The sequence below is a fragment of the Exiguobacterium acetylicum genome, assembly GCF_022170825.1.
Lineage (GTDB): Bacteria > Bacillota > Bacilli > Exiguobacteriales > Exiguobacteriaceae > Exiguobacterium_A > Exiguobacterium_A acetylicum_B.
In genome coordinates this window covers 3,003,991-3,020,837 of the sequence record NZ_CP081878.1, presented here as the reverse complement: position 1 = coordinate 3,020,837, position 16,847 = coordinate 3,003,991, and the positions used below count along the sequence as shown (strand labels likewise).

17 protein-coding genes are annotated in these 16,847 nt (G+C 46.3%); 10 read left to right on the top strand and 7 right to left on the bottom strand.

Annotation, left to right across the window (positions count from 1 at the left end; translation table 11 throughout):
* Positions 1-126: 126 nt before the first annotated feature.
* A complete protein-coding gene (locus K6T22_RS15715; protein WP_023469709.1) occupies positions 127-759 on the top strand; it encodes an NAD(P)H-dependent oxidoreductase in 633 nt (210 codons plus the stop codon).
* Positions 760-809: 50 nt separating this feature from the next.
* Here the strand turns inward: K6T22_RS15715 and K6T22_RS15710 are convergent, their stop codons facing one another.
* Positions 810-1,535 carry a WecB/TagA/CpsF family glycosyltransferase gene (locus tag K6T22_RS15710; RefSeq protein ID WP_149428012.1) on the bottom strand — a complete coding sequence of 242 codons (726 nt, stop codon included), beginning with the start codon at positions 1,533-1,535 and terminating at the stop codon, positions 810-812.
* 80 nt (positions 1,536-1,615) lie between these two features.
* Between K6T22_RS15710 and K6T22_RS15705 the strand changes: the two genes are divergently transcribed.
* Complete coding sequence (locus K6T22_RS15705) at positions 1,616-2,275, top strand: uracil-DNA glycosylase (protein ID WP_208796370.1); 660 nt, start codon at positions 1,616-1,618, stop codon at positions 2,273-2,275.
* A gap of 373 nt (positions 2,276-2,648) precedes the next feature.
* Here the strand turns inward: K6T22_RS15705 and K6T22_RS15700 are convergent, their stop codons facing one another.
* Entirely contained in the window at positions 2,649-3,479 is an 831-nt protein-coding gene (locus K6T22_RS15700) for a Cof-type HAD-IIB family hydrolase (RefSeq protein WP_238238173.1), read from the bottom strand.
* Positions 3,480-3,603: 124 nt separating this feature from the next.
* Between K6T22_RS15700 and K6T22_RS15695 the strand changes: the two genes are divergently transcribed.
* From K6T22_RS15695 to K6T22_RS15670, 6 genes are all read left to right on the top strand, one after another.
* The gene (locus K6T22_RS15695; RefSeq protein ID WP_238238172.1) at positions 3,604-4,863 is read left to right on the top strand and encodes a hypothetical protein; all 1,260 of its coding nucleotides are present in this window, start codon (positions 3,604-3,606) and stop codon (positions 4,861-4,863) included.
* A gap of 20 nt (positions 4,864-4,883) precedes the next feature.
* Positions 4,884-5,576 (top strand): response regulator transcription factor, encoded by a 693-nt coding sequence (locus K6T22_RS15690; protein WP_238238171.1) that lies wholly within the window; start codon positions 4,884-4,886, stop codon positions 5,574-5,576.
* Positions 5,573-6,958: a sensor histidine kinase gene (locus tag K6T22_RS15685; protein WP_238238169.1), complete on the top strand. Its 1,386-nt coding sequence runs from the start codon at positions 5,573-5,575 to the stop codon at positions 6,956-6,958. Before K6T22_RS15690 ends, K6T22_RS15685 begins: the two co-directional genes overlap by 4 nt.
* A 93-nt stretch (positions 6,959-7,051) precedes the next feature.
* Positions 7,052-7,429, top strand: a complete 378-nt coding sequence (locus K6T22_RS15680) for a DUF1499 domain-containing protein (protein ID WP_238238167.1) — start codon at positions 7,052-7,054, stop codon at positions 7,427-7,429.
* On the top strand, positions 7,426-8,853 hold the full coding sequence (locus K6T22_RS15675; protein WP_238238165.1) for a dihydrolipoyl dehydrogenase family protein: 1,428 nt from the start codon (positions 7,426-7,428) through the stop codon (positions 8,851-8,853). Before K6T22_RS15680 ends, K6T22_RS15675 begins: the two co-directional genes overlap by 4 nt.
* Positions 8,854-8,856: 3 nt before the next feature.
* On the top strand, positions 8,857-9,390 hold the full coding sequence (locus tag K6T22_RS15670; protein WP_050678430.1) for a DUF420 domain-containing protein: 534 nt from the start codon (positions 8,857-8,859) through the stop codon (positions 9,388-9,390).
* Positions 9,391-9,432: 42 nt separating this feature from the next.
* Here K6T22_RS15670 and motB read toward each other — a convergent pair whose 3' ends face one another.
* From motB to K6T22_RS15655, 3 genes are all read right to left on the bottom strand, one after another.
* The gene (gene motB / locus K6T22_RS15665; protein ID WP_238238164.1) at positions 9,433-10,200 is read right to left on the bottom strand and encodes a flagellar motor protein MotB; all 768 of its coding nucleotides are present in this window, start codon (positions 10,198-10,200) and stop codon (positions 9,433-9,435) included.
* The gene (motA, locus tag K6T22_RS15660) at positions 10,175-10,960 is read right to left on the bottom strand and encodes a flagellar motor stator protein MotA (RefSeq protein WP_023469698.1); all 786 of its coding nucleotides are present in this window, start codon (positions 10,958-10,960) and stop codon (positions 10,175-10,177) included. The genes motB and motA overlap by 26 nt, the downstream gene beginning before the upstream one ends.
* 98 nt (positions 10,961-11,058) lie before the next feature.
* The gene (locus tag K6T22_RS15655; protein ID WP_023469697.1) at positions 11,059-11,298 is read right to left on the bottom strand and encodes a hypothetical protein; all 240 of its coding nucleotides are present in this window, start codon (positions 11,296-11,298) and stop codon (positions 11,059-11,061) included.
* Positions 11,299-11,458: 160 nt separating this feature from the next.
* Here K6T22_RS15655 and K6T22_RS15650 point away from each other — a divergent pair, with 160 nt between their 5' ends.
* Positions 11,459-12,850 (top strand): TrkH family potassium uptake protein, encoded by a 1,392-nt coding sequence (locus K6T22_RS15650; protein WP_238238162.1) that lies wholly within the window; start codon positions 11,459-11,461, stop codon positions 12,848-12,850.
* 54 nt (positions 12,851-12,904) lie between these two features.
* Here K6T22_RS15650 and K6T22_RS15645 read toward each other — a convergent pair whose 3' ends face one another.
* Together K6T22_RS15645 and K6T22_RS15640 are read right to left on the bottom strand one after the other, a co-directional pair.
* Positions 12,905-13,969: an SDR family oxidoreductase gene (locus K6T22_RS15645; protein ID WP_238238161.1), complete on the bottom strand. Its 1,065-nt coding sequence runs from the start codon at positions 13,967-13,969 to the stop codon at positions 12,905-12,907.
* Positions 13,969-16,104 (bottom strand): PAS domain-containing sensor histidine kinase, encoded by a 2,136-nt coding sequence (locus tag K6T22_RS15640; protein WP_238238159.1) that lies wholly within the window; start codon positions 16,102-16,104, stop codon positions 13,969-13,971. The genes K6T22_RS15645 and K6T22_RS15640 overlap by 1 nt, the downstream gene beginning before the upstream one ends.
* A gap of 162 nt (positions 16,105-16,266) precedes the next feature.
* On the opposite strand from K6T22_RS15640, the gene K6T22_RS15635 reads away from it, so the two are divergent.
* Positions 16,267-16,794, top strand: a complete 528-nt coding sequence (locus K6T22_RS15635) for a restriction endonuclease (RefSeq protein WP_238238158.1) — start codon at positions 16,267-16,269, stop codon at positions 16,792-16,794.
* The last annotated feature ends 53 nt before the right edge of the window (positions 16,795-16,847 follow it).

Here is a 16,847-nt window from a genome sequence, read left to right as displayed (position 1 = left end):
TCAAGAAAGCTCGAGTCATGGACTTGAGCTTTTTTATTCGTTTAGAAGTCAAACTAATTGACAAACGAAAAAGTGGTTGGTATGTTTAGTTACAGAATTTACTTTAAATAAAAGGGAGAAATAATAATGACTAAATTACTTTATGTAACTGTTAACCCGAAAGCTACAGAACACTCTTTCAGCCTTCAAGTCGGTGAAGCATTCCTCGAAAGCTATAAAGCAGCGAATCCTTCAGCTGAAGTAGAAGTTCTTGACCTATACAACGAAACAGTCCAAGAAATCGATACAGATGTCCTTAGCGCATGGGGCAAATTCGCGACTGGCGAAGAATTAACAGAAGTGGAGATTGCAAAAGTCGGTACGATGACAAAACATCTCGAGCAATACATGGAAGCAGATGAGTATGTCTTCGTTACACCAATGTGGAACTTCTCTTTCCCAGCACGTCTTAAAATGTACATCGACAGCGTACTTCTTGCAGGTAAAACATTCGCTTACACTGCAGAAGGTCCAAAAGGTTTGATGGAAGGCAAAAAAGCACTCCACATCCAAGCAACAGGTGGCGTTTACACAGGATCTGGTCTTAACTTCGGTGATGACTATCTCCGTCAAGCACTTGCTTTCACTGGCGTAACAGACTACGATGCACTCTTCATCGAAGGTATGGCAATGAACCCAGAAAAAGCAGAAGAAATCAAAGAAGCAGCAATCGCTAAAGCGAAAGAACTCGGTCGTTCATTCTCGACTGTCAACGCATAAGATAAGCGTAAAAAAGGCTCCCGCCGTGTCGGGAGCCTTTTTGTGTGCGCTCAAGAGAGCGTTGATTTTTTACGAAGCACAAGCGTCAGGAAAAGTAACAAGTCCTTGAGTTTCTCGAATCCACGAGGATGCGTCGAGATACGATAGAGCCACTCTAGCTTGAAGCGGCGGAATAATTTGGGCGCGCGCTTACTGTGTCCGGACCAGACGTCGAACGCACCACCAACACCGATGAAGATGCCGTGATCGACTTGATCATAGATGGAAGCAATCCATTCTTCCTGTTTTGGCGCACCGAGTGCGACGAGAACAAGATCAGCGTCTGCTTCTGTAATTGCTTGCGTTGCTTCTTCTGTCTTTCCAAAACCATGAAATGTTCCAACGAAGTGGATATTCGGAAAACGAATCGATAACTGACGGATCAACGATTTCATGACTTCCGGGCGTCCACCAAGTAAAAAGACGCGCTTCTCGAGTGCGTCTGCCGTCCGCAATAGTTCACGTGCGGTCTCGATTCCCGGCAATGTCGCAGTGAGCGGTGCTCCCATCCGTTTACTGGCAGCCGTTACACCGATCCCGTCTGGTGTAATGAACGTCGCCCGTCGTAAGATGGCATCGTAAGAAGGTTCACGCAATGCACGCAACACGAGCTCGGGATTCGCCGTGACAAGAAAGGCTTTTCCGCGGTCGTGTAAGATTGTTTTAATATGGGTATACCATTGCGAAGGTGTCGCATCGACGAATGGTAGTCCGAATAATTGTTTTGTCTGAATCATAATTTTCCACCTCATCATCCATCATAGCAGAATCAAGACGGACGAACAGCGACTTGAGACTGAAAAAGGAGCGGATTCACGTGCATCCATCTTGGCAAACCGTGTTAAAAGAAGAAAAGGAAAAACCCTATTTTCAAGAACTGTGGGCTTTTTTGAAGGAAGCCTATCAAACGACGACCGTCTATCCTCCGAAAGAGCGGATCTTTCATGCGTTTGATGCAGTCGCGCCAGAAGACGTCCGGTGCGTCATCTTAGGGCAAGACCCCTACCATGGTCCGCGTCAGGCGAATGGACTCAGCTTTTCCGTCCACGACGGAGTTCCGATTCCTCCATCCCTTCGAAATATGTATAAGGAACTTGTCGCGGACATCGGTTGTCCGGCACCGACATCCGGCAATCTCGAAGCATGGTCCCAGCAAGGAGTATTCTTGCTCAATACGTCGCTAACGGTTGAGGAGGGGAAAGCGGGATCCCATGCTAAAAAAGGCTGGGCATCGTTCACGGATCGGGTCATCGAAGTATTAGGAACACAGACACAACCGATCGTGTTCATCTTATGGGGGAATCATGCGAAGAGTAAAAAAGCGCTGATCGATACGGATCGTCATCTTGTTCTTGAAGCCGTCCATCCGAGTCCCTTATCCGCGAGTCGTGGATTTTTCGGTAGTAAACCGTATTCTCAAACGAATGCTTGGCTGAAAGAGCAGGGAAGAGAGCCGATTGACTGGTGTTTGTCGTAAATCAAAAAAGGCTGACTCAAAAGTCAGCATGAGACTGAAGATAAAGCGCAGTTTTTCTCTTAACGAGAAGGATTGCGCTTTTTTGTTCGTCTCGAATCGTTTTCCAGAGACAAGCATCGCGCCGCTTCGCTGCAGGGTCGCTCTTGCTTGTTTTTCCCTAGGAAGCGATGTCGAGTGAACAAAATGCTTCTCTAATCCTTCTTCCGGATCTAAAAAATGACGCGTCACACGAAACTCCTAAAGGAAAAAGCGCAATTTTGCGCTGTCAGAGACAAACAAGCCAGTTTTCCTGCTTGAATGAAGCAGGAAAACTGACTTGTGTCTCGCCTGAGGAAAGGGCGTGAAAAGACGCGTCATTCTTTTTTTGAGTTACTTAGCGGCTTGAGATAGCCGGTTCCTCATCCATCATGAACTTTTCGACGACGAGAGCAACACCATCTTCATCGTTCGAAGCTGTCATATACTGTGCTTTTTCTTTGACGGTATCGGCTGCGTTCGCCATTGCGACACCAAGACCCGCCCATTCAATCATCGACAAGTCGTTGTTCCCATCACCGCAAGCGATGACTTCTTCTTGAGCAATCCCTAGTTTCTCAGACAGTAAGGCAAGACTTGTTCCTTTTGTGACACCGTCTTCCGTGAATTCGAGGAAGAACGGTTTCGAACGAGCGACTGCAAGTTCACCAGCAAGCTCCTGTTGAAGCGTCTGCTCGACACGTGCAAGTTTCGTCTCTTCAGCCATCATCAAACACTTGACGACAGGTGTTTGGATTGCTGCTTTAAAATCAGCGACGGGAACGACGTTCATACCAGTCAGTTGTCCTTCGAGCGTCGTATACTCATTCGGTTGCTCTGTCAGAATCTCATGTCCGACATACGTGTGGATATAGACTCCTTCTCGTTTACTTAAATCATCAAGACGATGGACCGTCTCCGGGGATAGGGTACTGAGGAAGAGCGATTCGTTCGTTTGGCAATCGATGATCGAGGCTCCGTTGAAGCTCAGAATGTAGCTTCCGTATCGTGCGAGTTCTAGTTCTTTTGCAAGGTCGAGCATCGCGAAAGTCGGACGACCGCTAGCGAGGACAACCTTCTTGCCTCGGCGCTGAGCAGCGAGCAATGCTTCTTTCGTGCGTGGTGAAATCGTATGGTCACTTGTCAACAAGGTATCATCTAAATCGAGAACAATCATTTTGTACGTCATACATTCAAACCCCTTTCAATTATCTGTATATCGTAACAACTTGTCTCCCGTTCGACAATATACTCTACTCGAAGAGAGTGTGATAAAGTGGAAACAGAGCCCGTACGGAAAGGATTCCAACTTTATGAAATATCTCTTCATCATCATATCAAGTCTATTATTAGCGGGATGTAATACAATGTTTCCGCACCCAGCCTCTCTACTCGAACATCCGTCTCTTCCGGCATGGGAGCAGTCGTTGAAAGAACGGATTGAGCTTGATTTACCGAAACAGGCAGAAATCGTGGCGCCACGCAATCAAGCAGTGTCACGTTTATATGAACTCATTGATTTAGATCGAAATGGTAAAGACGAAGCGATCACTTTCTATCGTAGCGAGCAAGAGGGACGATTCACGATCCACCTTCTCGTTCATGAACGGCAAGGCGAAACATGGCGACTCATGACGCGACAGACAGTGGCAGATGGTCGTGCCATTGATCGACTCGAAGTCGTAGCTGACCCACGACATAAACAAAACCATCTGGTCATCGGGATTACCAGTTATGGCGAAAATACGTTGTACATCATTGAACGGTTGCTGTCGAAGCAACGAAACGTCACAAAAGTCGATCAGTATGATCGCTTGTCAGTGGCAGATTTGAATCAAGATCGAGAGCGGGATATGGTGCTCCTCCAAAAGGGAAGTCCGTCTCGTTTGATCTATTATAATGACATTTTGTCGAAAGAGCACCAAGAGACGACGCTTTCGACGCAAGATGGTGATTTATTTGCAGAACATGATTTATTTGAAGTCGATACGATCAATGCTGCTCGAAATAAAGGTTTGATCGTTTCGTATACACGAGACGCTAAAATGCACATCGCACTATTCCGTTTGGCGAACGAAACGTTAGAACAGGTGCGCTTCGGTCAAGTGGATGAGATCGTTGAACCGATGTATACGTTCCCAAAAGATGTGGACCAAGACGGAATCGTTGAGTTCGGTCATCAATACACACCCGAAGGTAGTAAAGGACGTGAGGGTGAACCAAAACCACGCATCACGGCATACTACACATGGAATGGATCCGACAATCCGCCGTTTCTTGAGAGTGGATTCGAATTGCGGGAAGAACAATATATCGATCAAGAATACAATTTTGTGATGCGTTTCCCTGCCAACTGGGCGACACGTGAAACAATCGAAAAACGCGAAAATCGTGTCCGTTTCATTAATCAGGAAACGAAGCAGGTCGATTTCGAATTAGAGATCATTCCGAAAAAGCAATACATTGCTAGTGATCAAAAAAGAAAAATCAAAGAAGGTATCGATTATGTCTATGTGATTGATGCGACGAAGGATTATGAAGTGTTCGTCAATCGTGTCACACTCGTGGAATAAAGAATCAGGGGGAGAAGAGAATGACCAAAATACTAGTAGCCGAGGATGAACATGCGATTCGCAGTTTCATCGTCATCAATTTGAAACGGGCAGGCTATGATGTCATCGAGGCGGAAAATGGAAAAGAAGCACTTGCACAATTCAATCAACAAACCTTCGATATTTTGCTATTGGATATCATGATGCCAGAAGTCGATGGTTTTGCCGTCTGTGAACAGGCACGGGCAAAAGATGAAGTCGTCGGGATCATCATGCTGACAGCTCGTACGCGAGAAGAGGATAAAGTCATGGGACTAAGTGTTGGGGCGGACGACTACATCGCGAAGCCGTTTAGTCCAGCAGAGTTACTCGCGCGCATCCAGTCGCTCTTACGACGAGTAGAGACGTTACGTCGTCGGAAACAGCCGCGTGAACTCGTTTCTGGACCGTTCCGGATCGATTTAGGGGCGAAGCGTGTCCAAAAAGAAGGAATCGACGTCGAAGTGACACCGACTGAATATGATTTACTTTGCCACTTCATTAAGAATGAAGACCAAGTCATGTCGCGCGATGAATTACTCGATGCGGTATGGGGCGAGAACTACTTTGGCGACCGGAAGACAGTCGATGTCAACATTCGCCGTCTACGTCAAAAAATCGAAGAGAATCCAGCGGAACCGAAGTTCATCGAGACATTGTGGGGACATGGATACAAGTGGCGTAACGAAGAATGAAACGCCAGATATTGATGCGGTTTATGACGATCATCACGGTGACGGTCCTACTCGTCATCGGGATTCTTTCGTTCGTGACCTATAACTATTACTACGTGACAGCGACAGATGTCTTAAAACGTCATGCAAATGCGAGTGCCGTCTTGTTTGCGAATAGCGGTCTTGCTTACGACTATACGGATTCTGAAACAACGATTCACGATGTACTGGATTCCTATGCTTATCCGGATGCGGAAATCGAAGTCTTGGATGCAACAGGTATTCCACGCTACTCCTCGACAGGGTTCATCTCGGAACGTAAATTGACACGCGAGGCGCTCAATCAAGTGCGGGGAGGACAGACCGTTACGAAACGCTACGATGATGAGGCGACTGGAGAACATCTGCTTGAAGTGACGGAGCCTGTCGTTTCATTCGGTCAGACGACGGGAGCACTTCGTTATACGACTTCCCTTGAGCGGATTGATCGACGTGTCATCGAAATTTGTTTAGCGATCGTCCTCCTGGGTACAGTAATCTGGGGACTTGCCTTCATTTATTCCTCGCGTCTTGTTTCGTCAATCGTTCGACCGATTCAGGAAGTCATCGGTGCATCGGACCAAATCGCGAAACAGCATTATGACGTCAAGGTGAACGAGGAGTATTCGTTCGAACTTGGAGAACTAGCGCGGACGATCAATTATATGGGGCAACAGATCAAGCAACAGGAAACGCTGAAAGATGAATTCATTTCTGGTATCTCCCATGAATTGCGGACGCCGTTGACATCGATCAAGGGCTGGAGCGAGACGTTACTCGTCGAACAGGATCAGTTGCCGGAAGAGGCATCGCTTGGGATGGGCATCATTCACTCGGAGACAGAGCGTTTGATTTCGCTCGTCGAGCAGTTACTGGACTTCTCAAAACTTGAGACAAGTCGTCTCGTCTTATACCGTCAGGAAGTCAACTTGACGGAAATCATCGAGACCGTAACGGCGCAACTTCGTCAAAAGTTAGAAGAAAAAAATGTCCAGATCGTGCAGAAGTTACCGGCACAAGTCGTCGGTCTGTACGATGAAAATCGACTGAAGCAAGTCTTTTTGAACCTGCTTGATAATGCGATTCGCTTTTCACCGATCGACGGGACAATCACGATTCGACTTGTTCGTTCGGAGCGCGTGTTGTTCCTCTCATTCAGTGATGAAGGTCCCGGTATTCCGAAAGAGCACTTACGTCATGTCACGGAAAAGTTCTATCAAGTGCAAAAAGGAAAGGGCGGAACAGGACTCGGTCTATCGATTTGTCGAGAACTCGTCGAAGCACATGAAGGCAAGCTATTCATTGATAATCAGCCGGAAGGTGGCGTCATCGCAACGATTCTACTACCTGTCACGAAAGCGTAAACACTGAGACGGGCAGAGTGAAACAGAAACTGGTAAAGTTAAGTGGATTATAGTACGAAATGGATCAGATGATAGGAAACGGAGGAATCAGTCATGGCACTTGGTGTTTCAAATGGTACGCTTCAACCGCTCTCCGGAAAACCGAACGCGGTATCTACTCAAACCGATCTACAAGAAATGAAAATGCGACCGCTCCCATTCAAAGGAACGCTTGCAGATTCGAAGTTTCAACTGTTACGTATCCTTCAAAGCCTCGACCGCGTTAAAGTCGTCAAGGAAGAAGGAACATACATCCATGCCATCTTCACAAGTAAAATCTTTCGCTTCAAGGATGACGTCGAATTTTACTTCGATGAAGCAGCACAAGTGATTCATTTCCGTTCGGCGTCACGTGTCGGGTACTCTGACTGGGGTGTCAACCGCAAACGCATGGAAGACATTACACGCCGTTACGAGGAGGAATCACGATGAAGAACTATCAATTAGTCGTCATTGGTGGCGGTGCAGCAGGAATGACGATCGCTGCCGGTGCAGCGAGTCTTGGCGCACACGTTGCCCTGATTGAACGCCATACGCATCTAGGTGGGGATTGTCTCCATTACGGTTGTGTTCCTTCAAAAGCGTTGATTGAAGCAGCGCACGATGTTCATGTCATGAAGCGGACGGCAGAGAAGTACAACGTGACGTTGAACGGAGACGCTGTCTATTCAAAAACGAAAGCAAGCGTCGATCGGGCACGCAACATCATTCAATCACATGATGGAACGAAACGGTTCGAGGACTTGGGTGTTGATGTCTACATCGGAGAAGCGACCTTCCTCAGCGCACACGAAGTCGAAGTGGCGGGGCAACTTGTCGTTGGTGAGAAGTTTGCGATCTCGACTGGATCCCAACCAATCATTCCACCGATTGACGGACTTGATACGATTGAATATTTAACGAACGAGACGATCTTTGAATTGACGGAACGTCCAGAACGTCTCCTCGTTATCGGTGGTGGTGCGATTGGTCTTGAGTTGTCACAAGCTTACGCGCATCTTGGAACAGAAGTCACCGTCATCGAAGGCATGAAGACATTGCTCGGAAAAGAAGATCGTGACATGGTCGAAGTCATTCAACGCCAGCTCGAACAAGAATTGACGTTACATCTCGATACGAAGGTCACGCATGTCCGGAAGTCAGCGGGAGGCATTGAGGTCACGGTCGAAGCAAACGGTGAATCACGTGTCATCGAAACGGATGCCGTACTTGTAGCGGTCGGTCGGAAGCCGCGCATCGAGGCGCTACGTCTTGACCGAGCTGGCGTGCATGTCGAAAAAGGATTCGTCCAAGTCGACAGTTCACTTCGGACAAGCCAGCGACACATCTTTGCGGTCGGGGATACGATCAACTCTCTTCCATTTACACACGTCGCAGGACTCGAAGGAAAAACCGTCGTCACGAATGCTTTATTCGGTCTACGGACGAAGCCTGATTATCGAGCGGTCCCTTGGGTCACATTCACGACGCCTGAATTATTCCACCTCGGTTTGACGGAAGAAGAGGCACGCAAGAAACATGGCGAGATCAAAGTCTATCAGACAGGTCTTGATGAAGTCGATCGTTTTGTCATCAACGGTCAGACAGAAGGACGCGTCAAGCTCATCGCTGATAAACGGGGTAAACTAATCGGAGCGCATGCGATTGGGGAACAAGCCGGAGAGTGGATGCAAGAAGTCGTCTACGCGATGGCACGTAAAGATAAGGTCGGTCAATTGTCGCGTGTCGTCCACCCGTATCCGATTCGTGGTGCTGCGGTTCAGCGCGCTGCTGATATTTACTGGCGTGAACGTTTATTCGCCGGTCCGATCCCAAAATGGTTGAAACGTTATTTCGACTGGAAACAAGGAGAATGATTCATGCAACAACCTGCTACTAAACGGAATTTCGTCCCGCTCGTCATTCTGTTGACGCTTGTCATCAACTTGCTCGTGGCGCTCTTATTTTTTGCACCACCCGTACAAGTTGATTCAGGATTCGACTGGACGTTACTTCCTTTTTTGAACGCCATCTTCAATAGTTTTACCTTCATGTTGTTGCTCGGCGCTTGGATTTCCATTCGTCGCGGCAACCGTGTGAATCATCGTCGCTTCATTGGTGGTGCGATGACGACGACGACATTGTTCTTGATTTCGTACGTCACGTATCATGCCGTCAGTGAATCGACGAAGTTCGGGGGCGAAGGTTTTGTGCGTCCGATCTATTTCTTTATCTTGATTTCGCACATCATTCTAGCGGCAGTCATTGTTCCACTCGTCTTGATGTCGCTCGCGCATGCCGTGAATCAAAATTTCGAGAAGCATAAGAAATGGACACGCTTTACGATGCCGCTTTGGTTATACGTCAGTTTGACCGGTGTTATCGTCTATATCATGATTCGTCCATATTATTAAAAAAGATCCTTCGTGGTAATTACCACGAAGGATCTTTTTTGGTTAGGACTCGACTTTTGTTTCGTCGAGTACGTTCGCTTTCAAGTCGATTAATGGTCGAATCAATACTTCAACACGTCGATTCTGGCTACGCCCCGCCTCTGTTTGATTGGAAGCGATGGGTTGGAATTCTCCGTAACCGCTGACGGTAAAACGTTTTGGTTCAAGCTTTGGGTTTCTTTGTAAGGCGCGCATGAAACTGATCGCCCGGTCCGCACTAAGTTCCCAGTTCGATGGGTACTGTGCTGTGTTGATTGGAATGTTATCCGTATGCCCAGACACTTGAATTTGACGTTGTCCTGCCTTGACGAGAAGGGCGCTCATCCCCTCTGCAATTTGAAGCGAGCGTCCTCTTACTTCTGCCTGAGCTGGCGAGAATAGTGCCCGGTCACGAATCGTAAAGACGAGTCCTTCATTTGTGATCTCGACCTTGATGTCTTTCTCAAGCTTTTCATTTTTAATGTATTGATTGGCTTCTTCTTTGATTTTCTCGAGTTCGGCGATTTCATAGCTTTGTGCTTTTGTCCGGGCATCGAGTTTTTTTGAATCCTCTTCTTCTTGTGAAGAAAGAGAACTGTTCGTGATCATTCCCGAGCCACCATTGAAGACGGAGCTAAACGACTGTGACATTGCTTTTAATTTTACAGCGTCAACATTACTCGAAGCGAAGAGAACGATAAAGAGAGCCAGAAGCAAGGTCAATAAGTCGGCGTACGGAATCAACCAGCCTTCGGAGATATGTTCGTCATGCGGCTTCTTTTTCCGCTTCATAGTTTGCACGCTCCTTCGGTGTCAGGTACACAAGTAGCTTATCCTCTAAGTTTTTTGGCGATTCGCCGTTTTGAATCGAGAGAATGCCTTCGATCATCATCTCGTACAACTGAATCTCGCTCGCTGATTTTTGCTTCAGTTTCGTTGCGAACGGGAACCACAGAACGTACCCGGTGAATATCCCGAATAGCGTCGCAATGAAGGCACCCGAAATCGCGTGACCTAATTTTTCGATATCCGATAAATCCGATAAGGCAGCGACCAGACCAACGACGGCACCGAGAACCCCGAGCGTTGGAGCGTAGGTTCCAGCTTGCGTGAAGATGTTCGCATTTGCATGATGGCGTTCCGTCATATTTTCGAGGTCGCGTGTCATGACGTCCTCGACATATTCGGATGGTTGTCCATCGATGACCATCATGACGCCGCGCTTCATGAAAGCATTATCGACCTCTTCAAGTGCTGATTCGAGAGATAGTAGACCTTCTTTACGTGCTTGCGTTGAGAGTGTCAGAAATTGTCCGAGCAACACTTGTTTCGTCATCAACTTTTGTTCGAATAAGATGACTTTAAACAAGGCAGGTAAGACTTTCAATCGTTCCTTCGGGAAGGAAATCATGATGGCAGCTGCTGTCCCGACGAAGATGATGACGAGTGCTGCAGGGTTAAGTAGAGCGACTGGAGGCGCACCTTTTAAGATCATACCTCCGACTAGTGTGATGAGACCAAGAATGATCCCGATGATCGACACGATATCCATGATTGATGTGTGCCACCTTTCTGTATGTAATCCGTATATGAACGAAAAATAAAAGAGCAGAAGACACTTCTTCTGCTCGGAAATCCAAAAACCGAGAATCAAGCGCCGTTTTCGTCGATTAGCATTTGAATGCTTTCGTTTCGTTCGTCACGCTCTATATCGGTCAGTACGTCGTATTTTTTTAACACTTGATACAATTCATTTAGAATCGGTTGCTCCAAATGTAATGATAAGAGTTCCTCGAATTGATAATACAATTGCGCAGGCATCCATTGTGATTGTCGTTCCAGCCTTCGCCAGACATCCTCAATCGAATGATCAGCCGTCTTAGGGTCCACTGTTTCCCTCAACCTCCTTTAATGATTACACGTCCACTTTTATCTAGTTTACCAAAAAAATACGAAAACGTTTAGTCGATTGCATATTTCGATAGAACTTCTTAATTCGAGGGAGTATGATAAAGACAATTCTGTCTGAAAACAATCTAGGGGGAGTAAGATGTTCTCGCATAAAAGACGTTCACCACTGGCGCGCTTCGGGCGTTTCGGTGAATTGATGTATCATCAGCTATTCGATAAACCAGCGCGTTTCATCGCAACGGGCTTTACATTGACGATTTTACTAGGTGGTTTTTTATTGTGGCTTCCGATCTCACAACAAGAGGGGCAAGATGTGTCTTTCATCGATTGTCTATTCGTCGCGACATCGGCAGGAACCGTCACAGGACTGTCACCGATCAATATTGCCGAATCCTATAATTTACTCGGTCAGATCATCATGATGCTCTTAATCCAGGTCGGTGGGCTTGGATTCATGACGATTGCGCTCGTCTTGCTGAGCGTGACGGGACGAAAAATTGGGATTCGTCAGCGAATCATTATCCAAGAGATGTTTAATCTCGATAGTCCGGGCGGAACTATTCGTCTCGTCCGTAATATCATCGTCACGACGATCCTCGTTGAAATCGTTGGTATGTTTTTGATTGCGCTTGATTTATTCATTCAATATAAGTATACCTTTGGGAAAGCACTCTATTACGGTCTATTTCATGCCGTATCCGCCTTCAACAATGCGGGATTCGCACTTTGGGGTGATAATTTAATCGGTTTCCAACAAGATACAACATTCATTCTGACGATTGCAGCGCTCTTGATGATTGGGGGTCTTGGTTTTACGGTCATCGCGGATATCGCTGGTAAACGAAACTTCAAGAAAATTTCGCTTCATTCTAAATTGATGGTGCTTTCATTACTTGTCATCAATGGACTCGGTGTTTTAGCGATGATGCTCTACGAATGGGTATCGAACTTAGGTTCATTAAAAGATGAATCGTTTTTCAGTGCGCTCCATATCGTGTTCTTCCAAGTCGTCACGACACGAACGGCTGGTTTCCAGACGATCGATTTAACGACGATGGTGCCGCTCTCGATCGGCTTAATGATGGTCTTGATGTATATCGGAGCGGGTTCCGCATCAACAGGTTCCGGGATTAAGGTCACGACGGCAGCGGTCATCTTGAAGAACGTTTGGACGTATATACGTGGTCAACGAGAAACGGTATTAATGCGTCGAACGGTTCAAACACAAGCGATCCAAAAAGCATATGCGATTGCGGTCTTCAGTTTGTTGTTCATTGCTCTGATCACGACGTTCCTTGCATTGACACAACCGAATATCTCATTCATTGGTTTATTCTTTGAGACGGTGTCGGCGTTTGGTACGGTTGGTCTTTCTTTGAATGTGACAGCTGAGCTCAATAGCTTCGGTAAGTTTTTAATCATGTTCATGATGTTACTAGGACGCGTCGGATCCTTAACAATCCTATTCACATTTGCTGCGCAACGAGATCGGACGATTCGTTATCCGAAAGAAAACATGTTGATTGGCTAATTCATTAAAAAGTCCAGAGCCCCTTTCTTAAGAAAAGGAGATCTGGACTTTTTTTTAGTGTGATGCATGTGTTTGGTAATAGGTGACGAGACGCGGCATCGTCTCCGCAAGATCTGGACAAATGATACCGGTATTGCGTAAGTCACGTAAAGTATGTGTCGTATCATATTGAACGGAATGAATGAAGTAATCGAGCGTTTGACGCTGCATCTGGAGTCGTTTTGCGACAGCGGGAGTCAATGCTGTGCTGACAAGACGGAAGGGCACGATGCCACGCGGATACCGACCGTAATAGGCGACATGTAACATCTCGAAAATCGCGCGTGCCCCATGTGGGAATGGATCGGTCAGGTGATAGGTCTTATTTTTTCCGACGGGTGCGTGACTCAGATAAGCAGTTGCTTCGATCACATAATCATATGGCACGAGGTTGACGAGTGCGTTTGCCCGACCGGGATAAGGCAGAGGGGCAAAGGATTGCAAAAGACGCATTGCATTCAATACGAAGTAGACGCCGTCCCACTTCGGTGTTTCGCCTGTTTCGGAATGTCCGACAACGATTCCAGGACGAATGATCGTATAGGGGATCGTGCCGATTTCTTTACGCAAGCGAACTTCTGCTAGATATTTCGTTTCTTCGTAAGCATTTTTAAAAGTGCTAGCCTGTAAATCATCCTCAAGAACCGTTCCTGAGCGTAGACCAGAGACATATGCTGTACTGAAGTAGATATAGCGCTCTAAAGAGAGGAACGTGTGGGCGAACTGTGTCACGTTCGCGGTACCGATGACATTGATCCGAAAGGCAGGTTCATATGCCGTTGCTAAATCATATAGCGCAGCAAGATGGAAAATGTGTGTGACGTCTTGTTGCAGGATTATCCGCGTATCGGGTGCTAAGCCAAGCTGTTCGACGGTAATATCACCCTCATGTAACACGAGTTGATCCGCTCGTAAGGACGTATGTTTGAGAAGATCATCGCGTCGCTTAGAAGCAGTATCCCGCTCTGATGCTACATGCAACAAATGAAAACAAGCGATTTGATCCGGGACACGTGCTAGTTGTTCAATCAGTTTTGTTGCTAAAAAACCGGGAAAACCGGTCATAAAATAGGTCCGCATCAATTCCATTCCTTTCTTGGGTCACGTTCGAGCACGACAGTGAATGTCGAACCATCATTGATTTCTGATTCGACTGAAATCGCTCCTCCATGTGATTCGATGATTTCTTTACAAATGGCAAGCCCAAGTCCGGTACCTCCAATTTTTCGGATGTCTGAGTTATCGACTCGGTAAAATTTCGTAAAGAGCTTTTCAAAAGCATTTTGTGGAATGCCTAGTCCGTGATCCGTTACAGACAACGTCGCTTGTTCTGAGTTTGCTGAAAGATTTACTTCAATATGATCCGCTTGTGGAGAGTATTTAATGGCGTTAGACAGTAAGTTCAAAATGACTTGCTTGATTTTATGCTCGTCCGCAAAAATCAGGACAGGATCCTCTGGTAGTTTCAGATCAATGCGATGTGAATCGACGGTCTCGCCATAAGCATCAACGGTCGCTACTAGAAGCTCACGCAATGAGAACGATGAGAAAGCATATTCTTGCTTTCCGCTCTCTAATCGCTGAATATCTAAAAACTCATTTAACAGAGTCGTCAGCCGTTTCGTTTCTTCGTGAACGATTTCAACATAACGTTCGATCCTAGCAGGCGGCTGTTCTTTATATCGAAGTAATTCCATATAGCCAAGGATGGAAGACAATGGCGTCCGCAACTCATGCGATACTGTACTAACGAGTTCATCCTTGACTTGATCCATCTTCGCTTCCTCCGTCCGGTCGCGGAAAACGAATAAGAAACCATGACGGGAAATACGGCTCTTCTCCTTTTTGATCGCAGTCGCATAAAATTCGAAGTAGAGCGGACTGGACTCATTCGGTCGCTGTAACGTAAAACGAAACGATAGTTCAGAATGTTTTCCGGCAAGCAGTTCCTCGACTTGTCGGAGCATATCGAATCGAGTATTCAAATCGAGATTTGGAATCAAGCTGATCCGTTCTTGGATCTTACTTGGCGCAATTCCTGGAACATCAAGTAACTTACGTGCTTTGACGTTCATGAAGATAAAACTTCCATCCTCTTCCGTCAGTAAGAAGCCTTCATTGGATGCTTGAAGAATCGATTGCGTGATGTCGCGTTGACGCATGATGGCATTTTTTTCGCGCTCGAGCATTTTCTCGATCTTTTTTCGTTCCGTAATGTCGCGAACGACGGCGACACGCATGCGGGTATTGTTATAGATGATTTCACGTGGAAAGACTTCGATTTCGACAGAAGTTCCGTCGGCACGCTGACCGAGCACTTCGTAAGGTTCTTCCCGATGTTGCTCGATGCGCTGTAAGACACGTGCATGATGATCCGGATGGATCAACTCAAGTGTCGTTTTTCCTTTCATCTTCTCGAGTTTTGTGCGGAAGATGACTTCTGCTGCGCGATTGGCATCGATGATGATGCCATGATCATGAAAGATGACAGCTTCAACGACGGATTCCGAGAAGAGTCGGAATCGGCGTTCACTTTTCGTCAGGTGCCATTCGATTTGTTTTTGCGTCGTAATGTCCTGAATGAGTAAAAAATACGTATCATTCGGTAAACGTGTCATATAAAGCCGTCCATGAAACGTTGATCCATCCAAACGATGGTACGTCCATTCATTTTCAGCTTCTCGTCCATGAAGCAGAAGGAGTTGAGCATCGGATAAATCCTTTAAGTTCAGTTGTTCGAGATGGTGACGGCGGGTAGCCATTTCTTTTGCATCATGTAAAATCGTCGGTTGAAGACCGATGATATCTTCGACGTGATCAAATTGAAACAAGGCACTTGCTACCTCGTTACATGCTTGGATCCGAAATTCCGTATCAGTGATGAATAAAGCAGCATCAAGTGATGAACCGAACAAGTCCGTGATTTTCAGAGATGCAACATGGACAAGAAAATAGTTAGTCGCTTCAATCGCTGTGATCGTTAATTGATGTGTCGTTGAAATGACAGCTTCCTTCTGAAGTGGAAAGAAGTCATCTGTAATCGGAAAAAGTTCCTGGATTGTTTCTATGTTCGGAGTGGTCATGAACTGGTGTTGAAAAGCGTCATTATGAAATTGAATCATTCCATTTGCGTCGATAAGAAGAACGGGGTCTTTCATAGCACGTAACGTCGCATGGATCATTCGTAAGGATGAAGGGGATGAATGTTCTGCCATGAGCTACCTCCTGACTGGTCTTCGACCATGGATTTTAAGACAGTCTTTCCTCGTTAGTTTACTTCTGCAAGACGAGTTGTGTTTCCTGTCGAAGGAAGCAACGAACGAGGAATTTTAGTATAGTGAAAAAAAGGTCACGATAAAGCAGAGGGGAAAAGTACGATGAAACGATTGAAACGAAAACGTTTATTACTGGCATCTTTGTTTGCAATGATAGGAATTTTCGGAACTTATTTTTTTTCGAGTTCTTGGGAACCTTTAATCTTAATCATCAGTATAGTAGGGTGTATCCTTTTTCTTCTTTTGTCCATTTTAACGCCGTCGCTTGAAAAACGACTCGATCGAATGGAAGGACGAGAATTTGAAGAATGGCTTGCCGATTTGTTTGAAACAGCAGGATATCGGGTTGAGCTGACACCTGCCTCACGTGACTTCGGAGCAGATTTGTTGATAGAGGATGAACGAGGGTATAAGATTGCCATCCAGGCAAAGCGATATAGTGCGGCTGTAGGGCTCGAAGCGGTTCAACAGGTCGCTGCATCGGTTCCATTCTACGGAATGGACGAGGGGTGGGTCGTTACGAATTCGACCTTTACGGAAGCCGCATATCAACTGGCAGAACCAAATCAGGTTCGCCTCATCGACCGGGAAGAATTGCTCGCATTTGCAAAGGAGATGAACCTGCATTAAGTATGTCGAATGATTGTCGACAAAAGGGGGTTGTCAATTTGGAGAAACGGTGC

Coding starts and splice junctions, on each gene's coding strand:
- K6T22_RS15715 (WP_023469709.1), top strand. CDS start 127: ATGACTAAATTACTTTATGTAACTGTTAACCCGAAAGCTACAGAACAC.
- K6T22_RS15710 (WP_149428012.1), bottom strand. CDS start 1,535: ATGATTCAGACAAAACAATTATTCGGACTACCATTCGTCGATGCGACA.
- K6T22_RS15700 (WP_238238173.1), bottom strand. CDS start 3,479: ATGACGTACAAAATGATTGTTCTCGATTTAGATGATACCTTGTTGACA.
- K6T22_RS15695 (WP_238238172.1), top strand. CDS start 3,604: ATGAAATATCTCTTCATCATCATATCAAGTCTATTATTAGCGGGATGT.
- K6T22_RS15690 (WP_238238171.1), top strand. CDS start 4,884: ATGACCAAAATACTAGTAGCCGAGGATGAACATGCGATTCGCAGTTTC.
- K6T22_RS15685 (WP_238238169.1), top strand. CDS start 5,573: ATGAAACGCCAGATATTGATGCGGTTTATGACGATCATCACGGTGACG.
- K6T22_RS15680 (WP_238238167.1), top strand. CDS start 7,052: ATGGCACTTGGTGTTTCAAATGGTACGCTTCAACCGCTCTCCGGAAAA.
- K6T22_RS15675 (WP_238238165.1), top strand. CDS start 7,426: ATGAAGAACTATCAATTAGTCGTCATTGGTGGCGGTGCAGCAGGAATG.
- K6T22_RS15670 (WP_050678430.1), top strand. CDS start 8,857: ATGCAACAACCTGCTACTAAACGGAATTTCGTCCCGCTCGTCATTCTG.
- motB (WP_238238164.1), bottom strand. CDS start 10,200: ATGAAGCGGAAAAAGAAGCCGCATGACGAACATATCTCCGAAGGCTGG.
- motA (WP_023469698.1), bottom strand. CDS start 10,960: ATGGATATCGTGTCGATCATCGGGATCATTCTTGGTCTCATCACACTA.
- K6T22_RS15650 (WP_238238162.1), top strand. CDS start 11,459: ATGTTCTCGCATAAAAGACGTTCACCACTGGCGCGCTTCGGGCGTTTC.
- K6T22_RS15645 (WP_238238161.1), bottom strand. CDS start 13,969: ATGCGGACCTATTTTATGACCGGTTTTCCCGGTTTTTTAGCAACAAAA.
- K6T22_RS15640 (WP_238238159.1), bottom strand. CDS start 16,104: ATGGCAGAACATTCATCCCCTTCATCCTTACGAATGATCCATGCGACG.
- K6T22_RS15635 (WP_238238158.1), top strand. CDS start 16,267: ATGAAACGATTGAAACGAAAACGTTTATTACTGGCATCTTTGTTTGCA.